This window comes from Sphingomonas sp. RIT328, assembly GCF_000632225.1.
Lineage (GTDB): Bacteria > Pseudomonadota > Alphaproteobacteria > Sphingomonadales > Sphingomonadaceae > Sphingomonas > Sphingomonas kyungheensis.
Genome location: NZ_JFYV01000012.1, coordinates 297609 through 317527 on the forward strand (window position 1 = coordinate 297609; position 19919 = coordinate 317527).

The following is a 19919-nucleotide window of genomic DNA, read 5'->3' on the forward strand; positions in this document are numbered from 1 at the left end:
GGACCGGCCGCAGGGGGAGCCTCGGCCGGCCGACACGATATACGACCGGGAGCTTTCGATCATGGCGAGCCACATGCGCATCGGTACCATCCTCATGGCGTCGAGCGCCTGCCTCGCGCTGGCCGGCTGCGGCGGCGCGGACAGCGTCGCCTCGCCGGGCGCGGGCAGCGTGACGATCGTCTCGCCGACGCCGACCCCGGCGGCGACCCCGACCCCGTCGGCGACGCCGAGCGCGATCACCGCCGCGCAATTCGCTGCGGTCACCACGGTCAACGGCATCTCGGTCACCGCCGACGAGCAGCTCGCGATCGTCAACGCCGGGTCGAACAACAACGTCAACGGCGTCGGCTCGGTGCTGAACGGCGTCTATCCGACCTCGGCGACGTCGCTGACAACCGCGATCGATCCGTCGACGATCAACAGCTTCTTCACCAGCACCAATTATGTCGGCGCGCTGAGCGGGCCGACCGATACCAGCTTCCAGGGCTGGACCTGCAATTCGACCGCCGCCGAATTCGGCGGCAGCGGCGCGCGCTGCACCGCGGTGCCGGCGATCGGCACGCTGGCGAGCGGCGCCGCCTGCCCGAGCGGCACCACCGCCGCGACCGGCGGCAGCGGCAGCGCGACCGCGGCGACGATCGGCGGCTTCAAGATCTGCGACCTCCCGCAGGCGATCACTTCCAGCCTGACGCTGCCGCGCATCGCCGGCATCGCCTATCGCTTCACCGGCCAGACCGAGGTCGGCACCGATCTCGGCGCGACCGGCGGCAGCGGCGTGACGCTGACGATCGAGCCCGGCGTCACCGTCTTCGCCAATGCCAATGAGTCGACCAACGACCTGCTGCTGGTCAACCGCGGCTCGAAGCTCAATGCGATCGGCACGCGCGATGCGCCGATCATCTTCACCTCGCAGCAGAACGTCAGCTCGGCGACCGGCGAATCGGAAACCAGCCAGGGCCATTGGGGCGGCATCATCCTGCTCGGCCGTGCGCCGACCGCGGTGTGCGCGACCGGCAGCGGCGGCAGCAACCCGACGCCGTGCCAGCTCGCGATCGAGGGCGTCACCGGCCGCTTCTACGGCGGCACTAACACCGCCGACTCGAGCGGCCAGATGTCCTATGTCCAGATCCGCTATTCGGGCATCGCGATCAGCGACGGCAACGAATTGCAGGGCCTGACGCTCGGCGCGACCGGTTCGGGCACCGTACTCGACCATATCCAGAGCCACAATTCGGCAGACGACGGCATCGAGATATTCGGCGGCACCAGCAACCTGAAGTATATCGCGATCACCGGCGCGGATGACGACGGCTTCGACATCGACAACGGCTATCGCGGCTTCATCCAGTTCATGATCGCCGCGCAGCGGACCAGCGGCGCGACCGTCGACAGCTTCTCGACCGAGATCGACTCGAACAACGCCGAGGACCTGCTGCCGCGGACCTTCGCGACCTATGCCAACTTCACCTTCGTCCAGACCGCGCTGGCCCCCGCCGCGATCCGTCAGCGCGGCGGCAGCGACATGCGCTTCGTCAACGGCGTGGTGAAGACGGTGAGCAACGTCGCCTGCGTCAACATCATCGCCGGCGAGCAGACCAGCGGCGGCCGGACCACGGTGCGCCCGGCGGATACGACGCTGCAGGACTTCGGCCCGCCGTCGTTCAACTCGGTCTATTTCGCCTGCCAGGGCCGCTGAGGCGATGGGGCGCCTGACGGTGCCCCGACCCAGCATCGGTGCCGCAGGTGGCGATCCCGCCACCTGCGGACACCTGTATCCAGACTTCTGATCCGGGATTGACGGTCATGCCGCAGCGGCTCGCTTTCGCCACCCTTCTTTCACTTTCCTCGATGCTGGTCGCGCCCGCCGTGCTTGCGCAGACCGCGGGCGGCACCGCGGCACCGACGCCGCCGCCGGCGCAGACCTCGACCCCCGCCACCTCGCAGCCCGGCGGCGCGAGCGATCCGCAAAGTGCCGAGCCGACCGCCAACGACCAGCAGGAGGCGCCGGTCGAGGTGTCCGCGCCCGGCATGAACGGCGATGCCGGCGATATCGTCGTCGTCGGCCGCAACATCCCCAACGTCGTCCGCGCGACGCCGCAGATCGTCTCCGTCCTGTCGAGCGCCGATATCGCGCGCACGGGCGAGGGCGACATCGCCGGGGCGCTGACCCGCGTCACCGGCCTGTCGGTGGTCGGCGGCGGCTTCGTCTACGTCCGCGGCCTCGGCGACCGCTATTCGTCGTCGCTGCTCAACGGATCGCCGCTGCCGAGCCCCGAGCCGCTGCGCCGGTCGGTGCCGCTCGACATCTTCCCGACGACGATCGTCGGTTCGGCGCTGGTGCAGAAGACCTATTCGGTCAATTATCCCGGCGAATTCGGCGGCGGCGTCATCAACCTGACCACCAAGGCCATCCCGGACAAGAACTTCCTCTCGTTCGGCGCGACGATCGCCGCCGACGATGCGACGACCAGCGAGCTCGGCTATACCTATGCCGGCGGCGACGCCGACTGGATCGGCTATGACGACGGCACGCGCAAGGTGCCCGCCTTCATCCGCAACGCCCCCGACGGCAGCGGCATCATCCCCGCCGAACAGGTGGCGCAGCTCTCCAATGCCTCGACGACGCTGCTCCAGCGCAACAACCAGCTGCCGGCCAATTGGTCGGGCGAGATCAGCGGCGGCTCGGTCTATGACATCGGCGGCTCGCGGCTCGGCGTGATCGCCTCGCTGAGCGCGAGCAACACCTTCCGCACCCGCTTCGCCAACCAGCAGGACAGCGTGTCGGCGGACGGCACGCTGCGCAACGACTTCACCACGCTGATCACCGACAATCGCATCGTCGCCAATGCGCTGGTCGGCGTCGGGCTGGAATTCGGCGAGAACACGATCCGCTGGACCAACGTCTATATCCACGACACGCTCAAACAGGGCCGCGGCTCGGCGGCGACGCTGTACAACAACGCCAGCGGGCTGCGTTTCCAGCAGAACACCAATTGGTTCGAGCGCCAGCTGATCGAGACGCAATTGGTCGGCGAGTTCAAGCTCAGCGACGCGCTGAAGATCGACGCACGCGGCGCCTATGCCAATTCGAAGCGCAACGCGCCCTATGAGCGCCAGTTCGACTATCTCTGCTCGGCGACGACCACCACCGGCCTGCCGATCACCAGCGACGGCGAGCAGCAGGCGAGCGGCTATCAATGCGCCGGCGCATATCAGGTGACGCAGCGCTTCACGCCGTTCGCCTCGATCATCTTCAGCGAGCTGAACGAGAATCTGTGGACCGGCCAGGCGGACGCCTCGTACAAGATCGATGGCGACCGGCCGATCACATTGTCGACCGGCTATTTCTACCAGGGTACCGACCGCACCTCGTCGCGGTTGCAGTTCAACTATCAGACCTCGAACGGCGGCGGCACCGCGCCGGGCTATCCGTACAATCTGCTGCGGCCCGACTATCTGCTCAGCCCGGACGTGCTCAACAACGCCTGTCCGCTGACCGCCAATACCGCGCCCTGCACGATCCAGTTGCAGTTCAACACCGCGGCGGGCGCCTATCGCTATGACGCGAGCCTCGACGTCCATGCCGGCTATGTGCAGGCGGAGGGCGAGGCGTTCGACGGGCTGCGCGCGGTGGTCGGTGTGCGCTACGAGCGCGGCGACGAGCGCGTGACGCCATTCGGGGTGACCACCGGGCTGGCCCGGCTCAAGAACGATTATTTCCTGCCGGCGTCGACGCTGACCTGGAATTTCGCCGCCGACATGCAGCTGCGCGCCAGCGCCGCCAAGACGATCTCGCGCCCGCAGTTCCGCGAGCTCGCGCCGCAGCAGTTCCGCGACCCCGATTCGGACCGGCTGTTCTTCGGCAACCCGCTGCTCCGCGATTCGAAGCTCTACAATCTCGAAGCGCGCTACGAATGGTTCTTCAAGCGCGACCAGCGCTTCACGCTCGCGGGCTTCTACAAGCGGATCGACAATCCGATCGAGCAGGTCGGCTTCTACACCGGCGCCGACGACCGGCTGCAGACCGGCTTCACCTATCTGCCGAAGGCGACGCTATACGGCGGCGAGGTCGAGGTGCAGAAATATTTCCCGCTCGCCAATGTCTTCGGCGGCGACTTCTTTGCGACGCGGCGGGCGCTGCTGATCGCCAATTACACCTATACCAAGTCGCGGATCACCGCGAACGGCGAATGCGCCCCCTCGGTCGCCTCGTCGACGCAGGCGGTCGGCGGCTGCCCGGTCGGCTTCGCGCCGGCCTCGTCGCTGTTCCGCGATGGCGCGCCGCTGACCGGCCAGTCGGATCATCTCGTCAACCTGCAACTCGGCATCGAGGACAGCGCGGCGCTGTCGCAGATCACGCTGTTGTTCAACTATGCGAGCAAGCGCGTCACCAATCGCGGGCCGTCGCTGCTCAGCGGTACCGGCTTCCAGCCCGACATCGTCGAATATCCCGGCATCCGGCTCGACCTCGTCGCGCGCCAGGGATTCGAGCTGATCGGTGGCAAGTTCGAGATCAAGGCGGAGGCGCGCAACCTGACGCGAACCCGCTATCGCGAGAGCCAGACGTTCAGCAACGGCAACGAGGTCTATATCAACCGCTATAACCTCGGGCGGGTGTTCAGCCTCGGGGTGAGCACGACGTTCTGATGGGGGCAGGGCGGGGGCGGCGTCTGGCCGGCACCCGCCCGGCGTCCGGAGCTATCCCCGGTCGGACAGCTTGTCCTACGATCGATAGCCGGACCGGTGGGACATCATATTATAGGCCGCCACCCAGCCAATCGGCCCAATGGCGATGAGGACCAGGCACAGGAACAGGAAAGCGGCGCCACCGATCGTCCACACCAGATACTGCCAGATGCGGGCAAGGATCGCCTGCGTGCCGGGCTGGCGTCGGTCGTACCAGGCGGCAGGCGACAGGCTCAGCAGCCACCGGCCGGCGCGGCGATACCAGCGGGCGTCGCGGCGGGTGAGATAGGCGTCCCACGCCGTCACGGCGGCCGGTGACACATCGTGGAGCGCGGTCGGGTGATGGCGCCGGATGACCCCCAGCAGCGCCGCGACCATCGCGGCCGGGCCGCTCCGAGGCGGCAGGCTCGGATCCCGCAGCAGCGCGAGCGCATAGACTTCGTCAAAGCGTTCGTCCGCACGGCCGTCGCGCTCGAGCGACTGGACCCAGCCGATGTCCCAATAGCGTTTCATCACCTCGCGGATGCGCGGCGGGCAATCCCAGCGCTCGGCCGTGGCGACCCAGTCGAAATGGTCGGCGGCGAGGATCAGCAGGGCGTCCGATCGCGGCATGCCGTCGATCGCGATGTCTATCGCCCAGCGTTCGATCTCGGCGGCATGAGCGATCGAGAGCATCGCGGGGTCGTGCAGGATCTGCGTCGTTCGTGCGATCAGTTCGTCGCGTATGTCTGCCGCGGGCGTATCGCTCCAGATGAGCCGTTCGATGGCATCGACGTCCGCCATCCAGGTCGGCGCTGCGGCGACGAGCGGCGCCGGGGCCCAGGCAGGCTCCGGAATGCGATCCGGCACCTCCGTGGCGATGGCGGGCCCGTCGGGTGCGATCTCGGCGTCGGTGTCCGACGCATCGAACGGCGCCGCCTCATCATCGTCCGGCCATGCTCTGGCGAAGGCGCGCGCCTGTTCGAAGGCGTGGCGGAGGGCGATGAAGCGCGCCGGCTCCGCCTCGGGATCGATCCGCTTCAGCTGCACGGCATAGGCGCGACGGATGCTCGCCTCGTCGCGCGTGGCGGCGATCTGCAGGCGATCCCAGATCGCGTCGTTCATAGGAAGCGCTCGCCTTCCATGGCGTCGAGCATCGCCTCAAGCTCCCGGCGCAGATCGGCGATCGCATGTGGCTCCTGCCGGTCGAGCACGGCCTGGAAGGCCATGACCATCTGTCCGATCCGCTCGCGCTGGTCGCCGAGGAACGATTCGTAGCAGCGTTCGGCGCGGGCCATGGCCGCCGCATTGGGCGCCGCCTCGCGGGGATGGATCTTGAGCGCCGCCAGTGCGCTCCGCCGCGCATCGAGCGTGTCGGCGTCGCCATCCCCTTCGCTCACCACCCGTTGGAACGTCTGCTGGGTGATCGGGATCGTGACATCGACCTCAAGCAGGCCGCTTGCATCATAGGAGAAGCGGACGTCCGCCCGCACCTCGCCGGCGGGCCGGGGTGGGACGACGACCTCCACGGTATCGAGCAGGACGTTGTCCGATGCCCGTCGCGCCTCACCCTGATAGATCTGGAACTGGATCTTCGTTTGCCGGTCGACGATCGTCTGGAACCCGTGCGACCGGCTGAGCGGCACGACGCTGTTGCGCTCGATGATCGGCACGAAGACGTCATGGTGGAGGTTGCCGAAGGTATCGTGGTCGGCGGCGGCGACACCCAGCGTGAAGGGGCAAACGTCGGTCAGCCGCACCTCCTCCAAGGCGGCATCGCGTGCTTTCAGCCCGGCCTGTACCGCCGCCCCCAGCGCGACGGCATGATCGGGGTGGAGCGACGCATTGGGAAAGCGGCCGAACAGGCGCGTCACCGCGCGGCGGACGATCGGCATGCGGGTCGCGCCGCCGACCAGGACGATGTCCGACAGGCTGTCGCTGCGCAGGCCGCCGTCGCGGAGCGAGCGCAGCACCGGATCGCGCAGGCGGTGCAGCAGCGGCTCGGCCGCCGCCTCGAAGGCGTGCGCGGTGAGGGTGGCGACATGCTCCTTCCCGTCCCAGACGATCCGGAAGAGCGCCTCCTCGGCTTCGCTGAGCGTGCGGCGACACCGTTCGGCTGCCGCGCGCCACACCGCCTCGAACCGATCGGCGCGCGCGCCGCCCGCCAAGCCGTCGGCAGGATCGATCGTCTCGCGCGCGAGCCGCATGACGACATCGTTGAAGTCCTCGCCACCCAGCCGGTTGTCGCCGGCGGAGGCGCGCACCTCGACCACCCCGTCGAACACCTCGACCACCGACACGTCGAAGGTGCCACCGCCCAGGTCGAAGACGAGGAACGGCTCGCGATCCTGCCGGTCGTGAATGCCATAGGCGAGGGCCGCGGCAGTGGGTTCGTTGATCAGCCGGTCGACCGTGAACCCCGCGATCTCGCCCGCGCGGCGTGTCGCCTTGCGCTGGCGATCGTTGAAATAGGCCGGAACGGTAATCACCGCATGCGTGACCGCTGCGCCGAGATACGCCTCGGCATCGCGTTTGAGACTGGCGAGCACCAGCGCCGAAAGATCCTCGGGCAGATAGGTGTGGCGGCCGAGCTGCGTCGTCCTGCCGGTGCCCATCAGGCGTTTGAAGACGGTCGCGGTCTGCGCGGGGTGCGTCGACTGGCGATCCCGCGCCGGCCGCCCGACCAGCAGCTGCCCATCGTCGGCAAGGCTGACGGCGGAGGGCGTCAACAGCTCGCCGAGCGCGTTCGGAATGAGCTCGGGCGCTCCGTTCCGGAAGCAGGCGACGGCACTGTTGGTCGTGCCGAGGTCGATGCCGACAATCATGAAAGGACCGCGCAGATGAGGATGAGACCATCTGTCTTTTAGGATGCGATCAGGCGATCCGCGTCGCGGCCCTTCGGTTTGGGGCGTGCCGGTCGGAAGTACCTGCGGTCACGCCGCCCGCGTCACGCCCACTCCCGCTCGCGATACCATTTGGTGATGACGTATTTGACGCCGGTGCGCACCTTCATCCCCTGGTGGAGGGTTGCGGGGTTGAGCGAGCCGTCGGGACGGCGGTTGTTCCAGGCGACGAGCTTGCCGGTTTCCGGCTGGATGATCTTGTCGACCGCCTTGAAGCGGGTGGCGCCGCCCGCCTCGGGCTGGTTGAGATAGACCATTACCGTCCAGGTGCGGTTGCCCGCCACCGAGCAATATTGCGCGAAGTCGGCGCCCTGCGGGTCGAAATAGTCGGTGTGGCCCTTGAATTCCTGGCCGACCGCGTAGCGCTGGCCCTGCAACGGCTCGCCATAAGCGGGGTCGAGACCGGTGAAGGCGGCGAGGCGCGCCTCGACCGCCTGCACCACCGGATCGGTGGCGGAGAGGTCGCCCGTCTCGCTGGTGCGGAAGCTGGCGTCGCCGTTCGCATCGGCGATCGTCGACGGACGACGCACCGCGTCGATCCGCTCGATCAGCGCCTCGCACAGCAGGGCGCCGATGAAGTCGCGCGCGATGAACAGGTCGAGCTTGGGGCTCGGCACCTTCTGCAGGCCGGGCTGGGCGAGCAGCCGCGCGACGATCGGCTCTGCGGCGAGGCCGTTGCCGAGGGAGGGGAGGGTCGTCATGCCCGCCCTTCTACCCGCGCCGGGGAGGTGGCGGAAAGAGGGCGTTTGCACCCTGTTGCCCGATCGCCGCGCGCGGCCTAAGGCGCGGGCGATGGAGCGGCTGGACGGTGGCTCGGCGGTGCCGTCGCATCTGGCGGGCGGGATCGTCGCGCTCGGCAATTTCGATGGCTTTCACCTCGGGCACCAGGCGGTGGTCGGTCGGGCGGTCGCGCGTGCGCGCGCCGAGGGGCGGCCGGCGCTGGTCGCGACCTTCGATCCGCACCCGGTGCGCCACTTCCGGCCCGACGCGCCGCCGTTCCGGCTGACCACGCTCGACCAGCGCCAGCGGCTGTTCGCCGCGGCCGGCGTCGATGCGATGGTCGTCTTCCACTTCGACGCGGCGCTCGCCGCCCTGTCGGCGGAAGACTTCATCGCGACCGGGCTGCACCGCAACCTCGCCGCGGCGGGGGTGGTGACCGGCGAGGATTTCACCTTCGGCCATCGCAAGAGCGGCAATGTCGCCCTGCTCGCCGCGCGTGGCAGCGCGCACGGCTTCACTGCGGAGACGGTGGCGGCGGTGACGCTCGACGGCGAGCCGGTCTCGTCGACGCGCATCCGCACGTTGCTGCGCGCGGGCAAGCCGCGCGAGGCGGCGCGGCTGCTGACCCGGCCCTTCGCGGTCGAGGGAATCGTCCAGCACGGCGACAAGGTCGGCAGGACGATCGGCTATCCGACCGCCAATCTCGACATGGGCAAATATCTCCGCCCGGCGTACGGCATCTATGCGGTGACGGCGACGCTCGCCGACGGGCGGCGGCTGAACGGGGCCGCGAATCTCGGCATCCGGCCGACCTTCGATCCGCCGAAAGAGCTGCTCGAGCCGTATTTCTTTGATTTCTCAGGTGATCTTTATGGCCAGCCGATCGAGGTCGCACTGATCGACTATCTGCGCGCGGAGGCGAAATTCGACAGCCTCGACGCGCTCACCCGGCAAATGGCGCGCGATTGCGCCGCGGCACGGGCGTTGCTGGGCGGTTAACCGTTCGCGTTTATGCGCTTTGTGCTGACCGACACTCACGATAAGACGCGCCCCGTATGACCGACGCCCCAACAACCGCGCCAGACTGGCGCGACACCGTCTTCCTGCCGAAGACCGACTTCCCGATGAAGGCGGGCCTCGCCGCCAAGGAGCCGGCGATCCTCGAACGCTGGGCGCGGATCGGCGTCTACGACCGGCTGCGCGAGCAGCGCGCCGGGCGCGAGCGGTTCATCCTCCACGACGGCCCGCCCTATGCCAATGGCGACATCCATATGGGCCATGCGATGAACAAGGTGCTGAAGGACATCATCGTCCGCAGCCAGTCGCTGATGGGCAAGGATGCGCCCTACGTCCCCGGCTGGGACTGCCACGGCCTGCCGATCGAATGGAAGGTCGAGGAGGCGTATCGCGCCAAGAAGCAGAACAAGGACGAGGTGCCGGTCGCGCAGTTCCGCGCCGAATGCCGCGCCTATGCCGACCGGTGGGTCGGCGTGCAGCGCGACCAGTTCGCCCGGCTCGGCGTGATGGGCGACTGGGCCGATCCCTATCTGACGATGAATTATGACGCCGAGGCGGCGATCGTCGGCGAATTGCTCAAATTCGCCGAGAGCGGCCAGCTCTATCGCGGCGCCAAGCCGGTGATGTGGTCGCCGGTCGAGAAGACCGCGCTCGCCGAGGCGGAGGTCGAATATGAGGACGTCGTCTCGACGCAGATCGACGTCGGCTTCGAGATCGCCTCCGCGCCGGAGGCCGAGCTGCTGGTCGGCGCGACCGCGGTGATCTGGACGACGACGCCGTGGACGATCCCGGTCAACCAGGCGCTCGCCTATAATCCGGCGCTCGATTACGTGCTGTTCGAGAGCGGCGGGCGGCGCTTCCTCGTCGAGGAAAACCTGCTGCCGGCGTTCGGCAAGCGCACCGGCCTTACGGTCGACAGCGTCGTCGCGCTGGTCAAGGGCAGCGCGCTGGAGGGCGCGACCGCACGGCATCCGATGCACGCGCGCGGCGGCTTCTTCGCGCGGCCGCGGCCGTTCCTCAGCGGCGACTTCGTCACCAGCGACGCGGGCACCGGCCTCGTCCATATGGCGCCCGACCATGGCGAGGACGATTTCCTGCTGTGCAAGGCGAACGGGCTCGAACCCGTGTTCGCGGTCGACGGCGCCGGCATGTACCGCGCCGACTGGCCGTGGCTGGGCGGGCAGGGCAGCGTCATCAACAAGAAGTTCGTCGGCAGCGACGGGCCGATCTGTTCGGACCTGCGCGAGGTCGGCGCGCTGCTCGCGGCGTCGGACGATTTCGCGCACAGCTATCCGCATTCGTGGCGGTCGAAGGCGAAGGTGATCTTCCGCGCGACGCCGCAATGGTTCATCCCGATGGACCGGCCGGTCCTCAACGGCGGCGAGGGGGCAAGCAACGGCGCGACGCTGCGCGAGACCGCGCTCGACGCGATCGAACATACGCGCTGGGTGCCGGCGCGCTCGCAGAACCGCATCCGCTCGATGGTCGAGGGGCGGCCCGACTGGGTGATCAGCCGCCAGCGCGCCTGGGGCGTGCCGATCGCGCTCTACGTCGATCGCGCCACCGGCGACTATCTCAACGATCCCGCGGTCAACGCGCGCATCATCGCCGCCTTCCGCGACGGCGGGGCGGATGCGTGGTTCACCGCCGATCACCAGACGTTGCTCGGCGCGGATCATGACCTCGCCGATTACGAGCCGCAGAACGACATTCTCGACGTCTGGTTCGACAGCGGCTCGACGCACGTCTTTACCGTCGAGGCGCGCTATGGCGCGGACGTCCGCGCCAATCTGTACCTCGAAGGCAGCGACCAGCATCGCGGCTGGTTCCAGTCGTCGCTGCTCGAAAGCTGCGGCACGCGCGGCCGCGCGCCCTATGATGCGGTGCTGACCCACGGCTTCGCGCTCGACGGGCAGGGGCGCAAGATGTCGAAGAGCCTCGGCAATGTCGTCGATCCGCTCAAGGTGATCGGCGAGAGCGGCGCCGACATCCTGCGCATGTGGGTCGCATCGACCGACTATTTCGACGACGTGCGGATCGGCAAGGAGGTCCTCGGCACCGCGTCCGACGCCTATCGCAAGCTGCGCAACACCTTCCGCTATCTGCTCGGCGCACTCGACGGATTCACCGAGGCGGAGCGGGTGCCGGTCGCGGCGATGCCGGAGCTGGAACGCTATGTGTTGACCCTGCTCGGCCAGCTCGACATGGACCTGCGCGAGGCGGCGGACGGTTATGAGTTCAACCGCTATCTGCGCCGGCTGACCGATTTCGCCAACGAAGATCTGTCGGCCTTCTTCTTCGATATCCGCAAGGATTCGCTCTATTGCGACGCCGCGGACGATCCCAAGCGGCGGGCGTATCGGACGGTGCTCGACACGCTGTTCCACGCGCTCGTCCGCTATGCCGCGCCGATCCTCTGCTTCACCGCGGAAGAGGTGTGGCAGGCGCGCTTCCCGAGCGAGGACGGATCGGTCCATTTCCTCGAATGGCCCGAGCTGCCGGCGCTGCCCGGCGATCAGCCGCTCGCCACCGACTGGGCCGACGTCCGCCGGCTGCGCGCGACCGTGACCGAGGCGATCGAGCCGCTGCGCCGTGCGAAGACGGTGCGCTCCAGCCTGGAGGCGGAGGTGACGGTGCCGGCGCTGCCGCTGTCCGCCGCCGCGCTCGCCGAGACGTTCATCGTCGCCGATGTCGCGCAGGGCGAGGACGTCACCGTGACGCGGACCGATTACCACAAATGCGGGCGCTGCTGGCGGCACCTGCCCGAGGTGACGGTGGACGGCGCCTTGTGCGACCGCTGCGCCGAGGTCGTCCAGCATGCGTAAGCTGCCGATCGCAGGCCTTGCCACCGCCGCCGTGTTGTTCGTCGTCGACCAGCTGACCAAGGTGACGATCACCGACGTGTTGCAGCTCAACGAGCTGACCGCGGAGCGGACGGTGACGTCGTTCTTCAACCTGCGCTTCGTCGCCAATCACGGCATTTCGCTGGGGCTGCTCCATGCCGACAGCAACACGATGCGCTGGGGGCTGGTCGCGATGACCGGGGCGATCGCGCTGGCGGTGGCGATCTGGATGACGCGCGAGCCGCAGCGCGGCGATCAGATGGCGCTGGGCGCGGTGCTCGGCGGCGCGCTCGGCAATATCGTCGACCGGGTGCGGTTCGGCTATGTCGTCGACTTTGCCGACCTGCATTTCGGTGACTGGCGGCCGTTCCTCGTCTTCAACGTCGCCGATGCGGCGATCACCCTCGGCGTGCTGGTGCTGCTTGTCCGCGCGCTCCTGATGCGCGACAAGCGCGACATTCCCTCGGAGAATCCCCATGCGTAAGTCAGTTCCGATTCTCGCCGGCCTCGCCTGCGTCGTCCTCCTCTCGGGCTGCGGCAAGCGTGGCTATGACCGGGCGCGTCCCGACGAATTCGCCGTCGCCCGTCAGGCGCCGCTGGTGATCCCGCCCGATTATGCGCTGGTCCCGCCGCAGCCGGGCGCCGCCCGCCCGCAGGACAATGCCAACAGCGCCCAGACTCTCGACGCGCTGTTCGGCGGCAACACGCAGCGCAGCGCCGCCGAGAATGGCGTCGTCAACCAGGCCGGCGGCGACGTCGCCGATACCGGCATCCGCTCGTCGGTCGGCGATCCGGCGACCAACGTCGTCGACAAGGGCACGACGACGCGCGACATCGTCGCGGCGCCCGAGGGCGACGGTCAGGACGCCCGCGCGTCTGCGCAGTAACGCCGCGGGCGGGATAACCGACTGAGCTTGGTGGTAGGTTGGCGTGCATTTCGGCGGGCACGAAGCCGCTGCCGATTTCTTATCCCCACCCCGGCGGAGGCCGGGGTCTAGGTGGGAAAGCAGTCGCGAGCTGTCACGGAGCTTGATCCAACCGAACCCCGGCCTTCACCGGGGTGGGGCTCAGGATAGCACAAAGGATTGTCGTGTCCGACGATCTGCGAAGATAGGGCCACATCGCAGCAGAGCGAAGCCGGACGCTCCGCGACCCTGGGCTCCTGCGTCCGCAGGAACCCCCGCCGGGTCTGACGAAGGCCCCCTCTACAAGGCTGCGCGGAACGCCGCCAGGCCGCGGTCGAGGTCGGCGATGAGGTCGTCCGCATCCTCCAGGCCGATCTGCAGGCGGACCAGCGGGCCGGCATAGTCGCGCGGTGCGGCGGTGCGGATGCGCGCCGGGTCGGCGGGGATGGCGAGGCTTTCGAACCCGCCCCAGCTGTAGCCGATGCCGAACAGCTCCAACGCGTCGATCAGCGCCGCGCGTGGCGCCTCGCCGCCGCCGTCGAGCACGAAGGAGAAGAGGCCGCTCGATCCCTTGAAGTCGCGCACCCATGTCGCGTGACCGGGGCAGGCGGGCAGCGCCGGATGGAGCACCTGCGCGACCTCGGGCCGCGTTTCCAGCCAGCGCGCGACGGCCAGCGCGCTGCGCTGATGCTGGGCGAGCCGCACCGCCATCGTCCGCAGGCCGCGGCTGCCGAGCCAGCTGTCGTCGGGCGAGGCGACCTGGCCGAGCTGGAAGCTCATGTCGCGCAGCCGCGCGAAATGGCCGGGCGCGGCGGTGACCGAGCCGAGCATCGCATCGCTGTGGCCGACGACATATTTGGTCGCGGCGAGGATGGTGAGGTCGACGCCCTGTTCGATCGCGGGGAAGAACAGCGGCGTCGCCCAGGTGTTGTCGAGCAGGGTGACCAGCCCGTGGCGCTTGGCGACGGCGACGATCGCCGGCACGTCCTGCACCTCGAAGGTCAGGCTGCCCGGGCTTTCCATGAAGATCGCCCGGGTCGCCGGGCCGATCAGCGATTCGATCCCCGCGCCGATCAGCGGATCGTAGAAGCGCGTGGTGATGCCGAAGCGCTTGAGCAATTGCATCGCCTGCCCGCGGGTCGGGTCATAGGCGCTGTCGACCAGCAGCAGCTCGTCGCCGGGCGACAGCACCGACAGCAATGCCGCGGCGATCGCCGCCACGCCCGACGGATAGAGGAAGGTCGCCTCCGCACCGGGTTCGAGGCTGGTCAGCGCATCGGCGAGGCTCCACTGCGTCGGCGTGCCGCGGCGGCCGTAGTACAGGCGGTGATGCGTGTCGCGCCCGGCATTGGCGCGCAGATCGGCGATGCTGTCGTAGAGGATCGTCGAGGCGCGCCACACCGGTGGATTGACGATGCCCTGCGTCCATTCGGCGCGTCGCCCGGCCTGGACGACGCGGGTCGCGTCGGCCAGGTCACGGTCCTTGCTCGCTTTATCCGTCAACTGTCTCTCTGGCTCCCATGGCCTTGGGGGTCGAGCGATCGGCGCCCCATTCCGACCAGCTGCCGTCATAGATCGGCATCGCCTTGCCGACCAGATGCGCGCCGAAGGCGAGCACCGCCGCGGTGATGCCCGAGCCGCAGGTCGCGACCATCGGCCGGTCGAGATCGACCCCCGCCGCGGCGAACGCCTCGCGCAGGGCGTCGCCCTGTTTCCACGTGCCGTCGGCATTGAACAGCTTGCCCTGCGGCAGGTTGCGCGAACCGGGGATATGGCCGGCGTGAGTCGCGGGGCGCGGATCGGGCTCCTCGCCGGTGAAGCGCGCGGCCGAGCGGGCGTCGACCACCTGTTCGGCGCCGCTGTCGATATTGGCCTTCATCTGGTCGAGCGTGCGGACGTTGCCGCGATCCGACCAGACGGTGAAATGGCGGTGGCGCAGCGTCTCCCGGCCGCTCGCCGTCGGCCGGCCCTCCGCCTGCCATTTGGCGAGGCCGCCGTCGAGGATCGCGACGTCGTGCGCGCCGAAGGTGCGCAGCATCCACCAGGCGCGCGCCGCCGTGTGATGCGGCGAATTGTCGTAGAGGACGATGCGGCTGCCGTCGCCGAGGCCGAGGCTCTGCATGCGGCTGGCGAATTTCTCGGCGCTGGGCAGCATCATCGGCAGGTCGCTGTCGGTATCGCGCAACTCGCCGAGGTTGAGGAACACCGCGCCGGGGATATGCGCCGCCTCATATTCGGCGGCGGCGTCGCGCGGCGCTTCGCCGGGGAAGTTGGCGAAATAGGTGGCATCGACGATCCGCAGATCGCTTGCGCCCATCTCCGTCGCCAGCCATTCGGTGGTCACCAACGCGTCCATAGCATTCCTCCTGCACATAGCTTGACCGGGCGAACGACTGGGGAGGAATGCCCGCCGCCGGTCAATAGCCGGCCGGACCCGATGCGTCCAGTGCTTGCAAGAATGTTTCGGCCTGACCTAGCGTTTCGTTACGAGATTGCGCAGATTGCTTGTCCCACGTGCTGTAGGGCATCCGCAGCCGCATGTTGTCGCCGAGCTTGTCGCGGTGGCGGTGCAGGAAATCCCAGTAGAGCGCGTTATAGGGGCAGGCGTTCTCGCCGACCCGCTTGCGCACGTCGTAGCGGCAATGGCCGCAATAGTCGCTCATCCGGTCGATATAGGCGCCCGACGAGATATAGGGCTTCGACCCGAGCAGGCCGCCGTCGCCGAACTGGCTCATGCCGAGCGTATTGGGCAGCTCGACCCATTCATAGGCGTCGATATAGACTTCGAGATACCAGCGATGCACTTCGGCGGGGTCGGCACCGATCAGCAGCGCGAAATTGCCGGTGACCATCAGCCGCTGGATATGATGGGCATGCGCGGTGGCGATCGTTTGGCCGATCGCCTCTTTCAGGCAATGCATGTCGGTGTCGCCGGTCCAATACCAGCCGGGCAGCTGCCGATGATGGTCGAGGAAATTGCGGCTGACATAGTCCGGCCCCTCGCGCCAATAGATGCCGCGCATATATTCGCGCCAGCCGATGATCTGGCGGACATAGCCCTCGACCGAATTGAGCGGCGCGCGGCCCGCCTCATATTCGGCGACGGCACGGCGGCAGAGGTCGAGCGGATCGAGCAGGCCGGCGTTGATATAAGGCGACAGGATCGAGTGCCACAGATAGCGCTCGCCGGTCAGCATCGCATCCTCATAGTCGCCGAACCTGGGCAGCGCCTGGTCCAGGAAATAGGCGGCCTGTTTTTCCGCCTGCGCGGCGGTGACGGCATAGCCGAAGCCGTCGAGCGTGCCGGGATGATCTGCAAAATGCTCGGCGACCAGCGCGAGCACCTCGCGGGTGGTCACGTCGGGCTTGACGACATGCGGGTGCGGCATGAACAGGTCGGCCTTGGCGGGCTTGCGATTCTCCTTGTCGAAGTTCCAGCGGCCGCCGACCGGGTCCTTGCCGTCCATCAACAGCCCGGTCTTGCGCCGCATGACGCGATAGAAGAATTCCATCGTCAGCTGCTTGCGGTCCTTGGCCCAGGCCTCGAACTCGGCATGGTCGCAGACGAAGCGGTCGTCGCCGCGGATCTCGACCGGGATGCCGAACAGCGTCTGCCAGCCGTCGATCATCGCGACGACGCGCCATTCGCCCGCCTCGGTGACGACGATCCGGTCGGGGGCGTGGCGCTGCACCGCGCGGGCGATCTCGCCGGTGAAGGAGCCGCTGTTGGCGGGATCGTCGAGGCGAACGTAATCGACCGTCCAGCCGGCGTTTTGCAGTGCCGCGGCGTGATGCCGCATCGCCGAAAGGATGAAGGCGATCTTCTGCTTGTGATGGCGGACATAGGTCGTCTCGTCGCCGACTTCCATCATCAGCACGACCGTCTCCGCCGGATCGGCGTCGCGCAGCGACGACAGCGTCATGGTGAGCTGATCGCCGAGTACGGGAACGAGCGTTTTCATATCGGGGTCGACGTCCTACATGGCGGGGCATGACCCCCAAGCATCTCGGCCAGACCAGCCAGCTGCCCGCTTCTCCCGAAGAGGCGGTGCTCGATTATGTTCCCAATCCGCGCGTCGGCACGACCTATCTCGTCCGTTTCGCGGTGCCGGAGTTCACCTCGCTCTGTCCGGTGACCGGTCAGCCCGACTTCGCGCATCTCGTCATCGACTATGCGCCCGGCGAGACGATCGTCGAATCGAAGTCGCTCAAGCTGTTCCTCGGCGCGTTCCGCAACCATGCCGGCTTCCACGAGGATTGCACCGTCGGCATCGGCCAGCGGCTGTTCAGCGAGATGAAGCCGCTGTGGCTGCGCATCGGCGGCTATTGGTATCCGCGCGGCGGCATCCCGATCGACGTCTTCTGGCAATCGGGCGCGCCGCCCGCTGACCTCTGGCTGCCCGATCAGGGGGTTGCGCCGTACCGCGGGCGAGGTTGATCCAAATCAGCCCGATCCTTTGGTTGCACTGCAACAACCATGCAACCTTTGGGCCGGGCGCGTGTTCATCCTGTTGCAAGGTCATGGGTGCGCCCTGATCGGCATCAATGAAGGGACGGGCATGGTCACGACGGCGGGGAATGGCGACGCAATCCAGCATCTGGCGATGATCGGCAACTTCCTGCCGCGCCAGTGCGGTCTCGCGACCTTCACCACGGACGTGTATCAGGCGATGCGCGATCGCTTCCCCGGCGTGCAGGTCGACGTCTATGCGATGGACGATCATCCCGGGCGCTACGACTATCCGCCGGCGGTGACCGGTACGATCCCGCAGAACGAGCTGTCCGCCTATCTGTCGACCGCCCGGACGATCGAGGCGAGCGGCGCGCAGGCGATCTGGGTGCAGCACGAATATGGCATCTACGGCGGCCCGGCGGGCGAGCATCTGCTCGCCTTGCTCGACCGCACGACGCTGCCGGTGATCGTGACGCTGCACACCGTGCTCGAAAAGCCCAATGCCGACGAACGCCGCGTGCTTGAAGGCCTGCTGCGCCGCGCCGCCAAGGTCGTGGTGATGGCCGAGCGTGGCCGCGATATCCTCCGCCGCGTCTATGGCGCCGCGCCGCGCCAGATCGCGATGATCCCGCATGGTGTGCCCGACCGTCTGTTCGTCGATCCCGAGACGCTCAAGCCGCGCTTCGGCTGGGAGGGGCGCGACGTCGTGCTGACCTTCGGCCTGCTCGCCCCGAACAAGGGGATCGAGACGATCATCGACGCGCTGCCCGCGGTCGCCGAACGGCACCCCAATCTGCTCTACGTCGTGCTCGGCGCGACGCACCCCAATCTCGTCGCGCATGAGGGCGAGGCGTATCGCGACCGGCTCAAGGCGCTTGCCGCCGAGCGCGGCGTCGCCGATAATGTCGCCTTCATCGACGCCTTCGTCGAGCATAACGAGCTGATCGATTATCTGCAGGCGGCGGATATCTACGCGACGCCCTATCTCAACCCGGCGCAGATCACCTCGGGCACGCTGTCCTATGCGGTCGGCGTCGGCAAGGCGGTGATTTCCACCCCCTATGTTCACGCCACCGAGATCCTTGCCGACGGGCACGGCGTGCTCGTCGACTTCCGCGACGTCGCCGCCTTCGCGCGCGAGATCGACCGGCTGCTGACCAGCGCGCGCGATCGCAACCGGCTGGCGCAGCGGGCCTATGACCGCGGCCGCACGATGATCTGGCCGCGCCTCGCCGAAGCGACGCTGCACGAGACCGAGGTCGCCGTCGCCGCCCGCCCTAGGCGGCTGGCGCAGGCGCAGCCGCAGGGGGTGCGGGCGCTCAAGCCCAATTTCGCCGCGGTCGAGCGGATGAGCGATGCCACCGGCATGCTCCAGCATTCGATCTATTCGGTGCCGGATCGACGCCACGGCTATTGTATCGACGACAACGCCCGCGCGCTGATGCTGATGAGCGCGATGGATGATCTCGACCCGGTCGAGCGCGACAAATGGACGACGATCTATGCGTCCTTCGTGCAATATGCGTGGAACCCGGACGAGCGCCGCTTCCGCAACTTCATGAACTTCGATCGCACCTGGTGCGAGGACGTCGGTTCGGAGGATTCGAACGGCCGCGCGATCTGGGCGCTCGGTGTCACCGCACGTGACGGCAAGGATGCCAAGCATCGCGACTGGGCGCGCAACATGTTCGACGCGACGGCGAGCCTCGCGCTCGACCTCGGCTCGCTGCGCGCGCAGTCGTTCGCGATGCTCGGCGCGGCGGCGATGCTCGAAGCCTCGCCCGGCCACGATCTCGCGCGGTCGATCCTCGAGCGGTTTCCCGACGACCAGCTCGCGCTGCTCGCCGAGGCGCGCCGGCCGGAGTGGAAGTGGTTCGAGATCGTCCTCGCCTATGACAATGCGCGCCTGCCGCAGGCGCTGATCGTCGCCGGCAAGGCGCTGGGCCGCAAGGACCTGATCGACTGCGGGCTGGAGACGCTCGACTGGATCGTCGCCAAGCAGACCTCGCCCGAGGGGCGGTTCCGCGCGGTGGGGACCGAGAGCTTCGGTCGGCCCTATGCCGATCCGCTGCAGTTCGACCAGCAGCCGCTCGAGGCGCAGGCGACGGTCGATGCCTGCCTGTCCGCGTGGCAGGCGACGGGCGATGCGCGCTGGGTCGCCGAGGCGGAGCGTGCCTATGCCTGGTATCTCGGTCAGAACGACCTCGATCTGCCGCTCGCCAGCCCGGCGGACGGCGGCTGTTTCGACGGTCTGATGCCGACCGGGCTCAACCGCAATCAGGGCGCCGAGTCGATTTTGGCGCTGCAACTCGCCAGCTGCGCGATTTCGGGGCTTTCAAAGTCGGTCCAAGGCGTGGCAGGGACGACCCGCGTCGCCTGATCGGTTCGGGCGACCGCTCAGTCAACGACCCGA

14 protein-coding genes are annotated in these 19919 nt (G+C 68.0%); 8 read left to right on the plus strand and 6 right to left on the minus strand.

The window, feature by feature from the left end:
- Positions 1–73 precede the first annotated feature (73 nt).
- Entirely contained in the window at positions 74–1696 is a 1623-nt protein-coding gene (locus BW41_RS07730; protein WP_373276501.1) for a hypothetical protein, read from the plus strand.
- A 107-nt stretch (positions 1697–1803) separates the two neighbouring features.
- Positions 1804–4647, plus strand: coding sequence for a TonB-dependent receptor domain-containing protein (locus BW41_RS07735; protein WP_037533146.1), 2844 nt, complete (start codon positions 1804–1806; stop codon positions 4645–4647).
- A 75-nt stretch (positions 4648–4722) separates the two neighbouring features.
- Here the strand turns inward: BW41_RS07735 and BW41_RS07740 are convergent, their stop codons facing one another.
- From BW41_RS07740 to BW41_RS07750, 3 genes are all read right to left on the minus strand, one after another.
- Positions 4723–5790, minus strand: a complete 1068-nt coding sequence (locus BW41_RS07740; protein WP_037533147.1) for a hypothetical protein — start codon at positions 5788–5790, stop codon at positions 4723–4725.
- On the minus strand, positions 5787–7490 hold the full coding sequence (locus BW41_RS07745; RefSeq protein ID WP_037533149.1) for a molecular chaperone HscC: 1704 nt from the start codon (positions 7488–7490) through the stop codon (positions 5787–5789). Before BW41_RS07745 ends, BW41_RS07740 begins: the two co-directional genes overlap by 4 nt.
- A gap of 122 nt (positions 7491–7612) precedes the next feature.
- Positions 7613–8269, minus strand: a complete 657-nt coding sequence (locus BW41_RS07750; protein ID WP_037533152.1) for a prolyl hydroxylase family protein — start codon at positions 8267–8269, stop codon at positions 7613–7615.
- 91 nt (positions 8270–8360) lie between these two features.
- On the opposite strand from BW41_RS07750, the gene BW41_RS07755 reads away from it, so the two are divergent.
- Genes BW41_RS07755 through BW41_RS07770 form a run of 4 tightly spaced genes read left to right on the plus strand, consistent with a single transcriptional unit; the run spans position 8361 to position 13035 of the window.
- A complete protein-coding gene (locus BW41_RS07755) occupies positions 8361–9287 on the plus strand; it encodes a bifunctional riboflavin kinase/FAD synthetase (RefSeq protein WP_037533154.1) in 927 nt (308 codons plus the stop codon).
- 56 nt (positions 9288–9343) lie between these two features.
- Positions 9344–12130: an isoleucine--tRNA ligase gene (gene ileS / locus BW41_RS07760; protein WP_037533157.1), complete on the plus strand. Its 2787-nt coding sequence runs from the start codon at positions 9344–9346 to the stop codon at positions 12128–12130.
- Entirely contained in the window at positions 12123–12632 is a 510-nt protein-coding gene (lspA, locus tag BW41_RS07765) for a signal peptidase II (protein WP_037533159.1), read from the plus strand. The genes ileS and lspA overlap by 8 nt, the downstream gene beginning before the upstream one ends.
- Positions 12625–13035 (plus strand): DUF3035 domain-containing protein, encoded by a 411-nt coding sequence (locus BW41_RS07770; protein ID WP_037533161.1) that lies wholly within the window; start codon positions 12625–12627, stop codon positions 13033–13035. Before lspA ends, BW41_RS07770 begins: the two co-directional genes overlap by 8 nt.
- A 318-nt stretch (positions 13036–13353) precedes the next feature.
- Here the strand turns inward: BW41_RS07770 and metC are convergent, their stop codons facing one another.
- The 3 genes from metC to BW41_RS07785 form a co-directional block, all read right to left on the minus strand.
- Positions 13354–14556 carry a cystathionine beta-lyase gene (gene metC / locus BW41_RS07775; protein ID WP_051583328.1) on the minus strand — a complete coding sequence of 401 codons (1203 nt, stop codon included), beginning with the start codon at positions 14554–14556 and terminating at the stop codon, positions 13354–13356.
- On the minus strand, positions 14546–15409 hold the full coding sequence (sseA, locus tag BW41_RS07780; protein ID WP_037533163.1) for a 3-mercaptopyruvate sulfurtransferase: 864 nt from the start codon (positions 15407–15409) through the stop codon (positions 14546–14548). Before sseA ends, metC begins: the two co-directional genes overlap by 11 nt.
- A gap of 61 nt (positions 15410–15470) precedes the next feature.
- Complete coding sequence (locus tag BW41_RS07785) at positions 15471–17015, minus strand: cryptochrome/photolyase family protein (protein ID WP_037533165.1); 1545 nt, start codon at positions 17013–17015, stop codon at positions 15471–15473.
- Positions 17016–17044: 29 nt separating this feature from the next.
- Here BW41_RS07785 and queF point away from each other — a divergent pair, with 29 nt between their 5' ends.
- Positions 17045–17491 carry a preQ(1) synthase gene (gene queF, locus BW41_RS07790; RefSeq protein ID WP_037533167.1) on the plus strand — a complete coding sequence of 149 codons (447 nt, stop codon included), beginning with the start codon at positions 17045–17047 and terminating at the stop codon, positions 17489–17491.
- A gap of 121 nt (positions 17492–17612) precedes the next feature.
- Positions 17613–19886, plus strand: coding sequence for a glycosyltransferase (locus BW41_RS07795; protein WP_037533319.1), 2274 nt, complete (start codon positions 17613–17615; stop codon positions 19884–19886).
- Positions 19887–19919 lie beyond the last annotated feature (33 nt).